The sequence below is a fragment of the Methanocaldococcus vulcanius M7 genome (assembly GCF_000024625.1).
GTDB classification, from domain to species: domain Archaea; phylum AGJL01; class Methanococci; order Methanococcales; family Methanocaldococcaceae; genus Methanocaldococcus; species Methanocaldococcus vulcanius.
Genome location: NC_013407.1, coordinates 795,622 through 812,391 on the forward strand (window position 1 = coordinate 795,622; position 16,770 = coordinate 812,391).

General features: G+C 31.9%; 17 protein-coding genes. 11 read left to right on the plus strand and 6 right to left on the minus strand.

Translation table 11 applies throughout. The features are described from left to right. Positions 1–83 precede the first annotated feature (83 nt). The 5 genes from METVU_RS04035 to METVU_RS04055 all read right to left on the minus strand — a co-directional run bounded on the left by METVU_RS04035 (position 84) and on the right by METVU_RS04055 (position 5,765). Positions 84–869 carry a MinD/ParA family ATP-binding protein gene (locus METVU_RS04035; RefSeq protein WP_048196787.1) on the minus strand — a complete coding sequence of 262 codons (786 nt, stop codon included), beginning with the start codon at positions 867–869 and terminating at the stop codon, positions 84–86. Between the two features lie 126 nt (positions 870–995). Continuing rightward, positions 996–3,110 carry a hypothetical protein gene (locus METVU_RS04040; protein WP_015732904.1) on the minus strand — a complete coding sequence of 705 codons (2,115 nt, stop codon included), beginning with the start codon at positions 3,108–3,110 and terminating at the stop codon, positions 996–998. 201 nt (positions 3,111–3,311) lie between these two features. Continuing rightward, complete coding sequence (locus tag METVU_RS04045) at positions 3,312–3,686, minus strand: dihydroneopterin aldolase family protein (protein ID WP_015732905.1); 375 nt, start codon at positions 3,684–3,686, stop codon at positions 3,312–3,314. Positions 3,687–3,727: 41 nt separating this feature from the next. Continuing rightward, a complete protein-coding gene (gene nadA, locus METVU_RS04050) occupies positions 3,728–4,648 on the minus strand; it encodes a quinolinate synthase (protein ID WP_015732906.1) in 921 nt (306 codons plus the stop codon). Positions 4,649–4,862: 214 nt separating this feature from the next. Next, on the minus strand, positions 4,863–5,765 hold the full coding sequence (locus METVU_RS04055) for a carbohydrate kinase family protein (protein WP_015732907.1): 903 nt from the start codon (positions 5,763–5,765) through the stop codon (positions 4,863–4,865). A gap of 164 nt (positions 5,766–5,929) precedes the next feature. On the opposite strand from METVU_RS04055, the gene METVU_RS04060 reads away from it, so the two are divergent. Continuing rightward, the gene (locus METVU_RS04060; RefSeq protein ID WP_015732908.1) at positions 5,930–6,316 is read left to right on the plus strand and encodes a DUF2111 domain-containing protein; all 387 of its coding nucleotides are present in this window, start codon (positions 5,930–5,932) and stop codon (positions 6,314–6,316) included. Between the two features lie 210 nt (positions 6,317–6,526). Continuing rightward, entirely contained in the window at positions 6,527–6,976 is a 450-nt protein-coding gene (locus METVU_RS04065; protein WP_015732909.1) for a methanogenesis marker 5 protein, read from the plus strand. A 22-nt stretch (positions 6,977–6,998) separates the two neighbouring features. Here METVU_RS04065 and METVU_RS04070 read toward each other — a convergent pair whose 3' ends face one another. After that, a complete protein-coding gene (locus METVU_RS04070) occupies positions 6,999–8,108 on the minus strand; it encodes a DNA topoisomerase IV subunit A (RefSeq protein WP_015732910.1) in 1,110 nt (369 codons plus the stop codon). 231 nt (positions 8,109–8,339) lie between these two features. Here METVU_RS04070 and ftsZ point away from each other — a divergent pair, with 231 nt between their 5' ends. From ftsZ to phoU, 9 genes are all read left to right on the plus strand, one after another. After that, positions 8,340–9,434, plus strand: coding sequence for a cell division protein FtsZ (gene ftsZ, locus METVU_RS04075; protein ID WP_015732911.1), 1,095 nt, complete (start codon positions 8,340–8,342; stop codon positions 9,432–9,434). 9 nt (positions 9,435–9,443) lie between these two features. Next, entirely contained in the window at positions 9,444–9,653 is a 210-nt protein-coding gene (locus METVU_RS04080; RefSeq protein WP_015732912.1) for a protein translocase SEC61 complex subunit gamma, read from the plus strand. 219 nt (positions 9,654–9,872) lie between these two features. Beyond that, positions 9,873–11,093: a coenzyme F430 synthase gene (gene cfbE / locus METVU_RS04085; RefSeq protein WP_015732913.1), complete on the plus strand. Its 1,221-nt coding sequence runs from the start codon at positions 9,873–9,875 to the stop codon at positions 11,091–11,093. A 128-nt stretch (positions 11,094–11,221) separates the two neighbouring features. Beyond that, entirely contained in the window at positions 11,222–12,352 is a 1,131-nt protein-coding gene (pstS, locus tag METVU_RS04090; protein ID WP_015732914.1) for a phosphate ABC transporter substrate-binding protein PstS, read from the plus strand. Positions 12,353–12,659: 307 nt separating this feature from the next. Then, entirely contained in the window at positions 12,660–13,589 is a 930-nt protein-coding gene (gene pstC, locus METVU_RS04095) for a phosphate ABC transporter permease subunit PstC (RefSeq protein WP_015732915.1), read from the plus strand. Continuing rightward, positions 13,576–14,421, plus strand: a complete 846-nt coding sequence (gene pstA / locus METVU_RS04100; protein WP_015732916.1) for a phosphate ABC transporter permease PstA — start codon at positions 13,576–13,578, stop codon at positions 14,419–14,421. The genes pstC and pstA overlap by 14 nt, the downstream gene beginning before the upstream one ends. A 177-nt stretch (positions 14,422–14,598) precedes the next feature. Continuing rightward, the gene (gene pstB / locus METVU_RS04105) at positions 14,599–15,357 is read left to right on the plus strand and encodes a phosphate ABC transporter ATP-binding protein PstB (protein WP_015732917.1); all 759 of its coding nucleotides are present in this window, start codon (positions 14,599–14,601) and stop codon (positions 15,355–15,357) included. A 65-nt stretch (positions 15,358–15,422) separates the two neighbouring features. Next, positions 15,423–16,091, plus strand: coding sequence for a PhoU domain-containing protein (locus METVU_RS04110; RefSeq protein ID WP_015732918.1), 669 nt, complete (start codon positions 15,423–15,425; stop codon positions 16,089–16,091). Next, the gene (gene phoU / locus METVU_RS04115) at positions 16,075–16,767 is read left to right on the plus strand and encodes a phosphate signaling complex protein PhoU (RefSeq protein ID WP_015732919.1); all 693 of its coding nucleotides are present in this window, start codon (positions 16,075–16,077) and stop codon (positions 16,765–16,767) included. The genes METVU_RS04110 and phoU overlap by 17 nt, the downstream gene beginning before the upstream one ends. The last annotated feature ends 3 nt before the right edge of the window (positions 16,768–16,770 follow it).

Below are 16,770 nucleotides of genomic sequence, written 5' to 3' on the forward strand. Positions count from 1 at the left end.
AAAACTAAAAAACAAAACTAAAAAACTAAAAAATAAATGAGAAATAGAGAAAAATAATATTGAAGAAAGATCGATGTGAGAACTTAAAACTCATCAAGATCGCTTTTTTCTTCCTCAGTTATTCCCGATATTGCCTTTGCTAATTTTAAAGCCCTTAAAGATGCAAGATCTTTTTCTAAGTAGATACTTGCTAACTCATTAGCAAGAGAGAGCAACTCCTTTGTAAACTTTGTTTTTTTGAGTTTAACTATTGGACTACTCTCTACCCACTGCCTCTCAATGTTTTGATCATAGGGCAATATTCCGATAACATCATCTATTATCTCACTAATATCTGTCAAACCCCTATACTTGTTTACGATTATTCCTGTTAATCCAATACCTAAATCCTTTAAGAGCTCCATAGTTTTCAAAGAATTTACAATGGATGGAATGCTATCTTCCCCAACAACTATAACCTTATTTATTAGTTCTAATTCTCCAACGTATCCCAATATTGGGTTATCTTCTGTTATATTTGGAGGAAAGTCATAGACGATTATATCATATTCCTCTTCAAGGGTTTGAATCAGCGTTTCAAATCTGTCAAGTTCTGGTTTATATCCAAAAACATCTGAGGAAACATCTGTATGTATAATATCTAAGTCGTCATGTTTTGAGATAATATCCTCTATTGTAGAGTGTCCAGCGAGATATGTATTTAGGTTATGTTCTCTTCCCTCTAATCCGAAGAGTATCGCAGACGTTCCCCCATATATATCACAATCAATAAGTATTGTTTTTGCTGAATGGCTTAAAATATAGGCAAAATTCGCAGCGATCGTTGTTTTTCCTGTTCCTCCTTGAATATTATAAAATCCAATTTTCATCATCTCACCAGAATGAAATTAAATTATTACTGGCATTTTTATTTTTGCATGTTTTTATATATTTTTATTTGGGTTTTTATTTTTATTCTAATTTTATATTTTTATTTTTTTATTTTCAATTTTATGTTAATCTAAGATAACGATCTTTGGTGGGTTAACAATAACATATTTACACTCTTCTCTGTTAAATTCTTCATATTTATATTTCCCATTGAAATCTTTCTTAAATACTGTTATTTTTATTCCAGTATTGTTTTTTATTAGCAGGAATTTACCTTTATAGTGGATACTGTTCTTATTGTAATTGTATAACCAATTTGCTAAGTTTCTGAAAGATACAATATCTGTTGCATTTTCTTTTAATTGCATTATTAAAGATGGGCTGTAATTTCTAATATCCGATATGTATATCCCGAAATCCTCCTCCTTTGGTGGAATATAGGTTGTTTTAACAACATTTACTCCATAAACATCTCTTAACGGATTTGGAACCCTGATAACAGGAATTCCATTTATCACCTCAAAGCCCTTCTCTCCAGGAACAACTGCATAATTTACTTTATCTTTTATATCCAATCTCCAACTTAGATTTTCGTTTTCAATACCAAAGATGGCATCTACCAAATACTTATCAGAACTCTCTAAGAAGAGTCCATCGCAACCGCTTGCAAGAGCATAAGCATAATTTTTGACAAACCAGTGGTTGAAGTATTCATACTTCTCCCACATTTTACTTTCATTTTCAGGAGATACAGGTTTTCCTTCGTAATACCATGTTGAGGGCTCGTTTGCCTTTCCATTCCAGTATGGCTCTCCCTGATCTACGTGGTAGTATTCAACTTCACTTTTAGCCCCCTCTTCCCAGTATCCATAATCTCCCGTTCCTTTATAACTTATCACTTTTGGATAGTAGTTTCCTATTGGATCGTTTCTAAATGTTTCTGGGGCTTTGTCAGTATAGATGAGTGGGTAATAACTTAATGCTAAGAGATCATATGATCCATTTAAATATTTTAGATTGCTTTCTTCGGTGTAGGGGTTGAAGTATATGTGTGTGTAGTTTGTCCATGGCTTTTTAAACCAGTAATCGTAATAAAGATCTCTAAGTTCATCTAAATTGACATTTTCTTTCTCTACCAAGGTTATTCCTTCACTACCTGTTATAATATAGCTAACATTTATACCGAATGCCTTTAATGCTTTTATTTGTTTTAATTTTGAATTCAATATATTTTCGTTTAAAACATCTACTTTTATCTTTCTACCTGCAACATCTACTGCGTAGGATCCGTCTTCATCCGGGATTATTTTATCTACTGCAACCCCTGTGGCAAGAATATGCTTATAGTATGGAGGAACTTTGTTTATATATGCAAAGACCCCTCCATTTTTTGCTATATAACTTCCAATAATATCTAAGGTGGATTTATCATTTAATGACGTTGGATACAAGATTAAAAGTTTGTTCTTTTTTATTTCATAGACACCATCTCCTATTCTTTTGTAGTTGAGTTTATAAACGGGTGGGGAAGAAACATCTACTGGAGGTTTAAATATCAAGACCCCATCTTTATCTTGATATACATATTTTTTTGGATAAATTAAAAAGACATCGTTTTTATCTACAAATATGTAGTCGTAATAGTTTGGAATACAGTTTTCATGTGGTGTGTACGTATATTTGTAATAGTAGTCGTTTGATTCGTTTTTTGGAGGATTGAAGTATATTTCTCCATTCTTTCCGACTGTGATATACTTTTTAGGATACAGTATAAATGTCGAGTTTTGAATCAACACATAGCCGTCATAGTTTGGGATTTCAGTGTTATTTGGAATTTTTATCTTATACGGTTTAACAAACTCATATTTGCTATTATTTTCATATTTTGGAGGGTTGTAGATTAAGGTTCCATCTTTTTCTCTGTAAACATAGTATTTTGGATAAACAAATATGATTCCATCCTTAGTTATATAAGTGTAGTTACCATAGTCAGGAATTTTTGATGGGGAGTATTTTTTAATCCCAAGTTTTAACATTACCTTTTCATCTATATTGTCGCTATCTACACAAAATACAACAAGAGCATTAGAGTTCAACAGTCGATCGATTTCTTTGGCATTTGCATCTGAAAGTTTTACAAAGGTTATGGGAATTGAGCTTGTGTATTTGTAGTTCAAGGCATCAGAGAAAGATAATCCCGCAACGAGGATCATTAATGTTAAGATTACAATTTTTTTCATTCAATCCACCTCGAAACGTCAACTCATTCTATCATCATCTATATTTTATAATATTCCTATTTATAATATTTTTCCTTGGTATTTATTCAATAATCTATTTGAATGGTTCATCAGTGTGTAGTAGTTAATCACACGTAATTTGATATAAAATTTTTATGTAAATTTTTAATAATAAGATTTACTAATTTTTATAGTCAAGTTTTAGTGAGAGATTTCCTCAAAACTCTCAACATACATTAGTGGATAGTCAATATCCTCAATATATTTTAATTTTAAATTAGCAATAGTTTTATTTATCTTTATTTTTAAATGAACATTTAGCATTTTTCCATCTAACGAAACATACTTTTCTCCAACACCCTTAATCTCTACCTTTATATCATATACACATGGCTGATTTTTCATTGCTTCCTCTATTGCTTTTTCTAAAATGTCCTTATTTTTAGCACTTACAGGGGTTCCAACAAATTGATGAAACAAAGCTCCAAGCGTTATTCCTCCTTCAAAGACAGCCCTCTCTCTTTCAGATAGATTTTCAAAATATTTTTTGAATATTGGATTTTCTTCTAACTTCATTATTATCCCCGTTAACGAATTAATTGTTTTTTATTTTATTTTCATTTTACTTCAAGCATTTTTTCAATAGCAATTTTTGCTTTTTTAATAACTTCTTTATCTAATTTAATCTCGTATTTTTCTTCCAATAGGCATTTCTCTAACTTCTCCAAAGTTATTTTTTTCATTTCATTACATATGGCATCTTTTCTTAATGGAATTAATTTTTTCTTTTTTCCAATCTTTTCGAGTTCAATCTCAAGACGATTTATCATTCCAACTTCCGTTCCAATTATAAATTCCTCATCCTCTGAATTTAAAACGATTTTTAATATTCCGCTTGTGCTTGCAATATGATCGGCATGATCTTGTAATTCAGGATTACATTCTGGATGAATCAGCACTTTTGCGTTTGGGTATTTTCTTTTTAGTTTTTTTAAATCGTCTAACGTAAATTTTTTATGAACATAGCATCCTCCTCCTTCTGGGATGGCAATAACCTTTTTTTCAGTTCTTTTTTTTACAAAATAAGCTAAGTTATTGTCTGGCCCAAAGAGAACTAAATCTTCTTTTAGAGAGTTTACGATCTTATCTGCATTTGCGGAGGTGCATGTTATATCTGCCAGTGCTTTTGTTTCTGCGGTTGTATTTACATAAACAACCAGTGGAGCTTCTGGATAAAGTTTCCTATATTGTTTTATAATTTCAGGAGGTAGTTGATGAGCCATTGGACACTGGGTTCCTTCAATTTCTGGGATTAAAACCTTTTTTTCAGGATTTAGTATTTTTGCCGACTCTCCCATAAAATCGACGCCACAAAAAACGATAATATCTGCATCTGTTTCTTTTGCTTTAATGCAAAGTTCAAGTGAATCCCCTAAAAAATCAGCTATTTTTTGGATCTCTTTTGGTTGGTAGTTGTGGGCCAATATTACTGCATTTTTTTCTTCTTTTAATTTTTTTATTCTTTCTTCAATCTTCATAATTATCCCTCATTAATCGTCCCAATAGATCATAATAAATAATCCAATTAAGTTTATTTTCGTGTTTTGATTGCAATACTCTTACATTATATTCTTAGTTTATTAAGTTATTTTGTTATTTTTAAGTTATTTATGCTTTTTAATTATTTTTTAATTTTAATTAATTTAGTTTTATTTAATTTTTGTTAATTTTGTTAAATTTGTTTTATGTATCTTATATCTTATATCCTGCTCTTTCTAATCGTTCAATAACTTTGCTCCACGTTGGAAGATTTGTTTGACAACCTTTCGCTTCAACTACATAAGAAGCAGTAGCAGAACCAATTAATCCACATTTTTCTAAATCGTAACCTTTTACATAGGCAGTTAAGAACCCTGCCCTATAACTATCTCCTGCTCCCGTTGGATCTGCTGGATTTTCAACTTTGATACAAGGAATTTCAATTTTTTTATCTTTTGTATAAATAATACTTCCTTCACATCCTCTTGTTATTACCAAAACATCTACCCTATCTAAATAATCCCTAATATCAAATTTTAAAAGGTTTGAAGCCCTTTCAAATTCATGCTGATTCATAAATAAAAAGTTTGTATTTTCTATAACGTCTTTCAATAAATTTCTTGAATATTGGGGAAGATCTTGCCCAGGATCAAACGAAACAAGATTATTCCCATAGGAATTTTCTGCACATCTTGCATTAAACTCTGGATCTCCAGTAGCTATGTGAACTATTTCAGTATTAAAATTTGGAGGATTTAACTCTTTGTAGTGCTTTGCCGCACCCCATAAAAAGAAAGTTATCTGATCGTTATTTTTATCTGTAAAGATCCACGCCTTTGGTGTTTCTTCTTCTTCCGAATAGTAAAGTTTTGAGATATTTATATCTAAATTTTTTAGATACCTCTCATAACCGCTGTTCTTAAAATCATAGCCAACACAGGAGAGGAGTTCAGAATCAACTCCAAGTTTTTTTATACCAACCGCAGTATTTGCAGCAGCTCCACCGTAGTATTTCCTTGCAGATGGTATTTGAATCGAAGTATTTACTTCTGGAAACTTTTCTATATTGAATATATAATCAAGGGCAGTGTGCCCTACACATGCAATTTTTTTCATAACTACCACCTTTGTCTTTGGAATGGGGTATTTTTGATAAATTTCGTAAATAGAATAAAATATTAAAACGAAATAAATAAAAGAAATGATGAAAAATTGTTTATATATGATAAACTTAAAGATTAATTATTGAACTATTACTTAAAGATTTTTAGGTGGAACATATGATAGTCCTATCTGAGAATTCCGAAGCAAAGGATCTGATTCCAATAGCAAAATCAGTCCATTTTTTAGTTAACAAGCTTCCTGTTGCTATGAGAAGTAAAAACAAGCCAGGAGTAAGGTTGGAAAAAGGAGAAGTTGTTGATACGAATTATGATGGATACGTATTAAAAATAGCAATAGAAACAGGAGATATAGTTAAAGCCACTCCAATTGTTGGGCCATATGCTGGCCTTCCTGTTATCGTAACTCCAATAAAAGAAGATGACAAAGTTATTGGAGCGATAGGGGTTGTAGATATTACTGCTGGAATATTTGAGGATATACTGGCAATAGCAAGGAGACCTGAGCTGTATAAGTTCTTACCTGACGATGTATTTCCAAGATAATTCTTTTAAAGGGATCAAAAATAAAAATAAAAATTGGAAATAGTTAATAGTTAATCACAATAAAAAATAATAAAAAATAACCACAAAAAATAAAAATAAAAAAATTAATAGAAAATGAAAAATAAGAATTTAACGTGCAAAAAATAACATAAACAATTAAACAAATGAGAGTATATAAAATAGATAAAATCAATTGTAAAGGTGAAAATTGTGAAGAAGATATTTATCTACCCTCCAAACAGTTTAATTTTAACGGATTTAGTCGAGAGATTTGGCCATAAGCCCTTAAACTTAAATATTGTTATTGGAAAGCTTGTTAGAACTCCAGAAATTGACAGTCCGCCAATGAACATAACTGATGAGGAGCCAAAAAAAGGTTTGAAATATGCTGCTGTTGAAGTTCCTTCAGGTGTTAGGGGAAGAATGGCATTAATAGGGCCCTTAATTGATGAAGCAGAGGCAGCAATAATAATGGATGAAGCCCCGCTTGCCTTTGGATGTATTGGTTGCCAAAGAACAAATGAATTAACATTATATTTAGTAAAAAGGAAAAATATTCCTACTTTGAAAGTAAAATATCCCTCTAATGAAGAAGAAGCAGAGCTTTTAGTAAATAAAATAGCAAACTTCTTAAAAAGCTTAGAAGAAGGAAATCAATAACTCAAAATCGATATTTCCAATTTTAAGGTAGCCATGTGCTTTCGTCTTTTATTTTTTCTGGAAGATAGGTATTAACTACATACTTTAACCCATACTTTGCTAATGACTGCTGTTCTGCCCTGACACCCATATCTAACATCTGTTTTAATGCCTTCTGCCACTCAGGGAAACTTCTAACGAAATCATCATTTTTTAACCCATCTTTTATTCTCTTAATATCCTGTTCTTTTAGTGGATGTGTTGGTAGATCGTAATCGACTATATCTTGAGGAGTTACCCCAATCAACCTCGCAGAGGGAATGGAAAGTTTATCAGCCAGATGTATTGCTTTTCCACTTCCGACCTTCAATGTTCTATAAATGTTCAGATACCCGTAAGGGTCTCCATCCGTAAAAACCAAAACAGGAATATCATACTCCTCATGTAATCTTTTTATAAACCTCCTTGTAGCTCTTGCAGGAACTCCTTTTAAAGATACCAATATACAGTTATGTTTATCCCAAAATCTCTCTGCATTTAACCTTGCAAACATACCTGATGTTTCTATTGCCAGTATAAAATCAGCATTTGTTTCAAGATTAAGTTTTGTTATGTCGTTTGGAATGTTATATGCTCCAGTTCCTAATTTAGAACAATCAACGACGAGTTCTCCTTCCGGTGTTTCCTCTATTATTTTTAATGGCCCTACTACTGAGGAACCATCCTCCTCTGGAATAAACCCTAAATGTTCTCTCAAAACTCCGAGTGCTGCTTCCAAGTCCTCAATAACGTTGTTTGATGCCTGCTGTTCGTCAAATCTCGCTTCTCCCCAGTTTTTTGAGACATAATATGCTTCCCTTAATGTTGAGAAATCATCTGTTTCTAATAACTGTTTTGCAAATTCCATCATTTTAGTGGTTTGAGCAAAAATCTTTGCCTGATTTACAGTTAGAGTTCTTGCTTTTTCTTTACCAACCAGTGTAAATGAACCCTTTTCTCTATCAAACATTGCATTGGATAAACTTCTAATTGGCATCGTTATTTTCGGTCTTTTTCCTTTCATTAAATCATTATACATCTTTTTAGCCAAATCGATAATTTTCTGTCTCGCAATTTCTCTCGGCTTTTTTGATAGCGTAGGAATCTTAACCATTCTACCTCACCAGATAATTTTTTAAACTAAATGTATTACATATTATCGTTATTGTTAATTTAAGATATGAACAACCAATAGATTTTTATACCTCATCTTAAAATTGAATAATAATGATATATTACAGTGATCTTGCAGGGGAATACTATATAAATATACATATATAATCATTTGGTCAACCCTCCCCTTTCTTTCATTTATTAATTTAAAAATTTATATGGAGGTTATAGCGTGAAGTTTTTAAAAAGTGTATTAGAGGAAGGAAAGAACCTTGACGAGTTTGATGAGTTGGATTTAACTCCTGAAGATAAAGAGTTGTTAGAATATCTCCAACAAACAAAGGCAAAAATCACTGTTGTTGGATGCGGTGGAGCAGGAAACAACACGATAACAAGGTTAAAAATGGAAGGGATAGAAGGGGCTAAAACCGTTGCCATCAATACAGATGCTCAACAACTAATCAGGACAAAAGCAGATAAAAAGATCTTAATCGGAAAAAAATTAACCAGAGGTTTGGGAGCTGGAGGTAATCCAAAAATTGGAGAAGAAGCAGCAAAAGAAAGTGCGGAAGAGATTAAAGCTGCGGTTCAAGATTCGGACATGGTATTTATTACATGCGGTTTAGGAGGAGGAACAGGGACAGGATCATCTCCAGTAGTGGCTGAGATCTCTAAGAAGGTAGGGGCTTTGACAGTTGCAGTAGTCACCCTCCCCTTTGTAATGGAAGGAAAAGTTAGAATGAGAAATGCAATGGAGGGTTTGGAGAGGTTAAAACAACATACCGACACATTAGTAGTAATTCCAAACGAGAAATTATTTGAAATCGTTCCAAACATGCCTTTAAAACTTGCATTCAAAGTGGCTGATGAAGTTTTAATTAATGCAGTTAAAGGATTAGTTGAGCTTATCACAAAAGATGGACTAATAAATGTTGATTTTGCTGATGTTAAGGCAGTTATGAGCAATGGCGGTTTAGCGATGATTGGAATTGGAGAGAGCGATAGTGAGAAAAGAGCAAAAGAAGCTGTAAATATGGCATTAAACTCACCTTTGCTTGATGTAGATATAGATGGAGCTACTGGAGCGTTAATCCACGTTATGGGTCCAGAAGATCTTACCTTAGAGGAAGCAAGAGAAGTTGTGGCAACAGTATCTTCAAGATTGGATCCAAATGCTACAATCATCTGGGGAGCTACAATAGATGAGAACTTAGAAAATACTGTAAGAGTTTTACTTGTAATCACAGGAGTTCAGTCAAGAGTTGAATTCGGAGAAACGGGACTTAAAAGGAAAAAATTAGAATTAACAGGAATTCCAAAAATTTAAGGGGAGAGTATGAGAGATCTAAACAAAAAAATTGAAGAACTCAAAGAGTTCTTAGAAGAATGTAAAAGGGTCTGGTTAGTTTTGAAAAAACCTACAAGAGATGAGTTTTTAGCGGTTGCAAAAGTAACTGCAATGGGAATTTCCTTGCTTGGAATATTGGGTTATATAATCCACGTTCCAGCCACATACATAAAAGGCATTTTAAAAGCAAAGCCATAAATTTTTAACTGGTTTTATTTACATACTTCAATATAATTATTTTTGTAAAGTAAAGTTAAATAGACAAGAATATAAATTATTATTCGAATTACTATTTTAGTATTAGTTTTTAACTAAAATTTAAAAGTTTGGCAACTTTTATGTTAATTATCAAATGAAAATAATAAACTTAACAAACAAATTTTTTAAATGATAAACAATAATAATTGAGGTTAAGTTATGTTAATAGTTGATGTAAATCATGGGGGCTTGATTCTTGCAGAGGAGTATCTAAAACTTGGATATGATGTAGAGATCTTTGACATATACAAAAAATTGAAAAAATCAGCAGAGGCACTGGCAAAATATAAAAAACTAAAAGAGACGTATGGAGATAAGATAAAAGTAATCTTTACTACTCCAAATTTCGATAAATATAATAAAATAATTGCTCCAATTCATTGTCCAATAGATTGCGATTTTTTACCATTTAACGATGCAGTATCTTTCCTAATCGAAAAAAAATATGGAAAGTTGTATAGAAAAATAATAAACATAACAGGAGTAAAAGGAAAAACCACAACAACATCGTTAATAGCCCATATTTTAAAAGATCAATACAACATTTTTCTCCATAACTCTAACTCTGGCTCTATCTCTCCTCCCGCAGTGTTGGCTGTGCTAAATAAATTGAATAATATATCTCACATTGATGATTATGATTATTTTATTTTTGAAACATCATTAGGCCTTGTTAAGTGCAAATTTGGAGCCATAACCAATATTTTAGAAAACTACAAAATCGCAGGGGGAAGAAGATCTGCGTTAATTGCAAAATTTGGAAGTTTAAAAAATGCCGATTATTGTTTTGTAAATAAAAAAGATGTAGAAAAATATCATCTAACCAATTTAAATTTTAAAAAAGACATCTCAATTTTGGACATTGAAAAATCAGAAATTATACAGAAGTATCCTTTAAAATTTAAATATAATGGCATAAACTTTGAGTTTAATGAAAAAGTATTTGGAAATCATTTTGTAGAGAATACCATATTTTCATTTGAGATCTGTAAGTTTTTAGTCGATGTTGACCATATTTTGGATAGGTTAAAATCGTTTAATCTAAAAAATCGTATGGAGATTAAAAAAGTTGAAGATAAAGTTATTGTTAAAAATGTAAACCCTGGATTAGATATAAAAGCGATAAAATACGCGATTAAAGATTTTTTAGAGGTTTTCAATGGAGACATTTATATAGGTGGGGACTTTGGAATTGTCTGCGAAGAGATAGATGTTAAAAAACTTGCAGATGTATTAAAACAGTTTAATTGTAAATATTACCTTGTGGGGGATATTGGAAAAGAGTTAAGAAAGTATATTGATGGAGAGATTGTAGATGAAATTAAAGAGCATGACTTCAATAAAGGCGTGTTATTGATCCTTAGAAAAAAACTATCGTAAATTTAGATTTTTTAATTTTTTGTTTTTATAATTTAGTTCATAAAATATGAATTTTAATTCAAAATAGAAAACTTTATATACCATTGTGTAGCTTACACTTTTATCGTAAAACCTTGAAAGGTGATGATGTGAAAAAAATATTGGCAATAGCACTGGGGTTGTGCTTAATAATCCCAATAATCTCACTTGCAGGATGTGTCAGCAGTGAAAAATCTTCCTCATCAACAATAATAATCAGAACTACTGGGGCTACATTTCCAAAATATCAAATCCAAAAATGGATCGAGGACTATCAGAAAACTCACCCAAATGTAAGGATTGAATATGAAGGCGGAGGTAGTGGATACGGACAAGAGGTATTTGCAAAAGGTTTAACAGATATTGGAAGAACAGACCCTCCTGTTAAGGAAGATATGTGGAAGAAATTCTTATCAACTGGAGATCAGCCATTGCAATTCCCTGAAATTGTTGGAGCAGTTGTTATAACCTACAACATCCCAGAAATAGGAAATAAAACCCTAAAATTAAGTAGAGATGTTTTAGCAGATATATTCTTAGGAAAGATCACATACTGGGACGATGAAAGAATTAAAAAAATAAACCCAGAAATTGCTGATAAACTTCCACATAAAAAGATTATCGTTGTTCATAGAAGTGATGCAAGTGGAACAACTGCTATATTTACAACATATTTAAGCTTAATTAGTAAGGACTGGGCTGAAAAGGTTGGAGCTGGAAAAACTGTTAATTGGCCAGTTGATAATATGGGAAGAGGAGTTGCTGGAAAAGGGAACCCAGGAGTTGTGGCAATAGTTAAATCAACACCTTACACAATCGCTTACACTGAACTTTCATACGCTATTGAAGATAATCTTCCAGTTGCAGCACTTGAAAATAAAAATGGAAACTTCGTTAAACCAACAGATAGTACAATAAAAGCAGCTGTTTCAGCAGTTAAAGCAAACATTCCAAGTCCAACAGAGGGATACAAAGAGGACTTAAAACAGATGTTAGATGCTCCAGGAGATAACGCTTACCCAATAGTTGCATTCACACACCTACTTGTCTGGGAAAACAAAGAAATGAAAAATGGCAAGCACCACTATACACCAGAGAAGGCAAAGGCAATAAAAGATTTCTTAACCTGGGTTTTAACAGAAGGGCAGAAGCCAGAGCATTTAGCTCCCGGCTATGTAGGATTACCTCAAGATGTTGCTAAAATAGGATTAAATGCTGTAAATATGATAAAAGAGCAATAACGTTAAATTAAAACATATCCCAATTTAATTAATTTGATTTTATAAGTTTAATAATTTTTTGATTTTTATAATTAATTTTTATATACTGCTTTTATAATTTAAAGATCATCATAAACAGTGAACAATCAACAAATCAATCATATATAAACAAATAATATTAGAAATTAATATTAAAATGACAGAATGAAAACAAAAATATATAAAAGTAAATCTGCTTAATAAACCAATCACAACCCAAGATAATGGAATACTCAATTTTTGTCATCTTTTAAAAAAACCTTAAACAGATTAAAAAGGGTTGAAAGCTATGAAGATCTTAAAAAAATTAGATAAATTTAAACTAACAACATTACCAGCAATATTTATCGTGTTTGTATTATTTGTGCTTATGTTAGGATTTTATTTTATCAATGCTCTTCCAGCCATTGAGAAGTATGGTATAAATTTATTTATAACAAATATCTGGCAAGCAGCAGAGGATCCTGCAAAAGAGGTTTATGGATTAGCAGCCCCAATATGGGGAAGCATATATACTGCAACAATCGCTATTCTTATAGCTCTACCCTTATCTCTATGTTATGCAATATTTGTTAATGACTACGCTCCTAAAAAATTAAAACATCCTTTGATTATAATATCTGATATTATGGCAGGTCTTCCAACAATAATTTACGGAATCTGGGGAGCGTTTATATTAGTTCCTTTACTCAGGGACTATATTATGAAATTTTTATACAATCATCTTTCATTTATTCCATTATTTAATTATCCTCCACTTTCGGGCTACTGTTATCTATCCGCAGGAATTTTGCTTGGAATAATGGTTACTCCATTTGCAGCAGCCATTATAAGAGAGGCATATGCAATGATCCCATCTGTTTATAAAGAGGGTTTAGTTGCGTTAGGAGCAACGAGATATGAGACAACAAAGGTTTTAATAAAATATATAAAACCAGCCATTATCTCTGGGCTTATATTAGCTTTTGGTAGGGCTTTGGGAGAGACAGTTGCTGTTTCGTTGGTAATAGGAAACTCCTTTAACTTAACATACAAACTCTTTGCTCCAGGATATACAATATCATCATTAATAGCGAATCAGTTTGGAAATGCAATCCTCTATAAGTACATGACATCTGTTCTCTACTCCGCCGGTTTAGTTCTATTCATAATCGGTTTAGTAGTAAATATCTTAGGCCTGTATTACTTGAAGAGGTGGAGAGAATATGTCTCACATTAAACACAAAACTATTAGAATGATTAAAGATAAGATTTTTTTAATTGTAGTTGGAACTTTGACTTTACTTGCAATTCTTCCTCTATTTCATATAATCATATCAATCTTTGAAAAAGGATTACCAATAGTTATGGAGAGAGGATTAACCTTTATAACTGGAACACTTAGTGAAGGAGGAATAGGGCCTGCAATAGTTGGGACTTTAATGTTAACTTTTATGGCAACTTTAATCGGTCTTCCACTTGCCTTCTTAGCAGGAGCTTATGCATATGAATTTCCAGATAGTTTTATTGGAAGAGGAACTAAGATGCTATTACAAATAATGTTAGAGTTTCCGACGATCTTGGTAGGGACTTTTATTATGGGGCTATTAGTTATTCCAATGGGAAGCTTTTCTGCCTTAGCAGGAGCGTTATCTTTGGCTTTAATATTAACCCCTTATGTTGCTGTCTATACAGAAGAGGCAATGGCAGAGGTTCCAAGGATCTATAAAGAAGGTGGATATGCGTTAGGATGCACAAGAGCCCAAGTTATATTTAAAGTCATTACAAAGATGGCTAAAAAAGGAATTTTGACAGGAATTTTAATAGGAATGGCAAAGGTTGCAGGAGAAACAGCCCCTCTACTATTTACCGCTGGAGGACTATACGAGGTCTATCCAACAGATCCCCTACAACCTATTGGGGCAATTCCCCTCCTCATCTACACCTTAGTCCAAAGTCCATCTCCACAAGATCATCAAATGGCGTGGGGAGCGGCTTTAATCATGCTTCTAATATTCTTATCAATATTTGTCCCAATAAGATATGCCTTAAAAGATGATATTAAATTGTAGGTTAAGTTTAAGTTAAATATAACATTATTTTTTTAACGTTAATATAAAAAATAAAACAGAAATCAACACTAATCCTCTATTAATCGATGAAGTCGATAAAGATAAAAAATGAAATGAAAATAAAGAATAGGACGTGGAAACTCTTTAAAAAATTTAAAAACTTCAAAAGGGATGAAAATGGCCAGTGTAAAAATGGAAACAAAAAATCTAAATTTGTGGTACGGGGAAAAGCAGGCATTATTTGATATAAATCTTCCAATATATGAGAAAAAAATAACCGCCCTAATAGGACCAAGTGGATGCGGTAAATCAACATTCTTAAGATGCTTAAATCGTCTAAATGATTTAATAGCAAATGTTAGAATAGAAGGAGAGGTTTTATTGGATGGAAAAAATATCTATGATAAAGATGTCGATGTTTATGAGTTGAGAAAGAGGGTTGGAATGGTGTTTCAAAAGCCCAACCCTTTTGCTATGAGTATATATGATAATGTTGCATTTGGCCCAAGAATCCACGGAATTAAGGATAAAAAAGAATTGGATAAGATTGTTGAGTGGGCATTAAAAAAAGCTGCATTGTGGGATGAGGTTAAAGATGAATTGCATAAAAACGCTTTATCTCTCTCTGGGGGGCAGCAGCAGAGATTATGTATCGCGAGAGCGATAGCAGTTAAGCCAGAGGTTTTATTGATGGATGAACCAACTTCTGCATTAGATCCTATATCTACCTTAAAAATAGAAGAGTTAATGGTTGAGTTAGCCAAGGATTATACGATCGTTGTTGTTACCCACAACATGCAACAGGCAAGTAGGGTTTCTGATTACACTGCCTTTTTCTTAATGGGGAAATTAATTGAGTTTGGAGAGACGGAGCAGATATTCCTAAATCCACAGAAGAAGGAGACAGATGATTACATCAGTGGTAGGTTTGGTTAAATGCACAATCAAAATTTTTTAATTAATCACAAAATATGAACTTTTATACTTGTTAGGGGATGTTTATGCCAAAAAAATTTAGTGACATAGTGAATGAGATGGATAGAAAAATAGAGCTATTAGGAGAAGAAATAATAAAAAATCTAAATCTTAGTGTTGAAGGATACTACACAAACAAAAAAGACATCTGTAATTTGGTAATTTATAAAAACAATAACATAATCAAAAATTTAGAATCATTGGAAATGTATGCAGTAAAGTCCCTATGCTTGTATAGACCCGTCTCAAAAGATTTAAGAAAATTGCTAACAATTATAAAATTGTGTTCAATGTTGGAAAAAATCGAAGAATGTGCTGTAAAGATAAGTTCTGTTCTGATAAATTCAAAATTTAACTTTGATAGAAACGATAAGTATATAAACAGAATGTCCTCTTTAACTGAGGAGATAATTTTATTGAGTATCTCATCATACATAAACGAAAATATAAATAAAATTGATGAAATATATAAACTACACAGAGAGATTGAAGAGATATTTTATGAAGAGTTTCAAAGATACTTAGCAAGAAAGATTTTTGAAGACATATTTAATGTTGCTATTGTAAATGAACTAACCAATATAGGAAAATACTTAGAAAGATGCGAAAATTCTGCAAATGATTTTAGAAAAGACATATATTTTTTAATTACCGGCAAAAAAATGATAGAGGGAAATTATGCCAAAAAAGTTTGAAGAGATTATAAAAGAAGTTGAAAACGACTTAATAGAGATGGCTGAACTTTGTGCAGACCAGACAGAAAATGCAGTAAAGGCGTTTATTGAAAGTGATAGAGAGTTGGCTAAACAGGTTAGAAAGAGAGATACTGCCATTGATTTAATGGAGATGAAAATAGAGGAAAAGTGTATTAAAGCAATTGCTTTGTATCAACCGGTTTCAGGGGACTTGAGGGAGTTAATGACTGCCATTAAAATTTCTTCAAAATTGGAAAAAGTTGGAGACAATGCATCAAAGATTTGCAAAATTTTGTTAAAATCAGATGTTGAGGGAAATAGAAAGAATGAACTTCTTATTGTTATGAAGGATTACTTAATAACCATGCTAAAAAATGCAATGGTTGCATTTAGGGCAAGAGATGAGAGTTTAGCAAGAGATGTGTATCATATGGATAAAAGGTTGGATGATTTGTATGAGCAACTATACAGAAGTATGATCAGTAAGATTATTGAAAATCCTAAAAATCTAACTCTCTACACTGAAATAATATTTGCAGGAAAATATTTAGAAAGAAGTGGAAATATCGTTGCTTCAATAGGAGATAGGATCGTTTATATGATTACTGGAGAGAGAATAAAAGAGGAGGAGATAGAAGAAGAATTAAAAAGAGAAGAAACAAGTGAGAACCCATAATTC

What these genes read in the sequence shown, in the direction of transcription:
- METVU_RS04035 (WP_048196787.1), bottom strand. Translation starts at nt 869, where the DNA reads ATGAAAATTGGATTTTATAATATTCAAGGAGGAACAGGAAAAACAACG.
- METVU_RS04040 (WP_015732904.1), bottom strand. Translation starts at nt 3,110, where the DNA reads ATGAAAAAAATTGTAATCTTAACATTAATGATCCTCGTTGCGGGATTA.
- METVU_RS04045 (WP_015732905.1), bottom strand. Translation starts at nt 3,686, where the DNA reads ATGAAGTTAGAAGAAAATCCAATATTCAAAAAATATTTTGAAAATCTA.
- nadA (WP_015732906.1), bottom strand. Translation starts at nt 4,648, where the DNA reads ATGAAGATTGAAGAAAGAATAAAAAAATTAAAAGAAGAAAAAAATGCA.
- METVU_RS04055 (WP_015732907.1), bottom strand. Translation starts at nt 5,765, where the DNA reads ATGAAAAAAATTGCATGTGTAGGGCACACTGCCCTTGATTATATATTC.
- METVU_RS04060 (WP_015732908.1), top strand. Translation starts at nt 5,930, where the DNA reads ATGATAGTCCTATCTGAGAATTCCGAAGCAAAGGATCTGATTCCAATA.
- METVU_RS04070 (WP_015732910.1), bottom strand. Translation starts at nt 8,108, where the DNA reads ATGGTTAAGATTCCTACGCTATCAAAAAAGCCGAGAGAAATTGCGAGA.
- METVU_RS04080 (WP_015732912.1), top strand. Translation starts at nt 9,444, where the DNA reads ATGAGAGATCTAAACAAAAAAATTGAAGAACTCAAAGAGTTCTTAGAA.
- cfbE (WP_015732913.1), top strand. Translation starts at nt 9,873, where the DNA reads ATGTTAATAGTTGATGTAAATCATGGGGGCTTGATTCTTGCAGAGGAG.
- pstC (WP_015732915.1), top strand. Translation starts at nt 12,660, where the DNA reads ATGAAGATCTTAAAAAAATTAGATAAATTTAAACTAACAACATTACCA.
- pstA (WP_015732916.1), top strand. Translation starts at nt 13,576, where the DNA reads ATGTCTCACATTAAACACAAAACTATTAGAATGATTAAAGATAAGATT.
- pstB (WP_015732917.1), top strand. Translation starts at nt 14,599, where the DNA reads ATGGCCAGTGTAAAAATGGAAACAAAAAATCTAAATTTGTGGTACGGG.
- METVU_RS04110 (WP_015732918.1), top strand. Translation starts at nt 15,423, where the DNA reads ATGCCAAAAAAATTTAGTGACATAGTGAATGAGATGGATAGAAAAATA.
- phoU (WP_015732919.1), top strand. Translation starts at nt 16,075, where the DNA reads ATGCCAAAAAAGTTTGAAGAGATTATAAAAGAAGTTGAAAACGACTTA.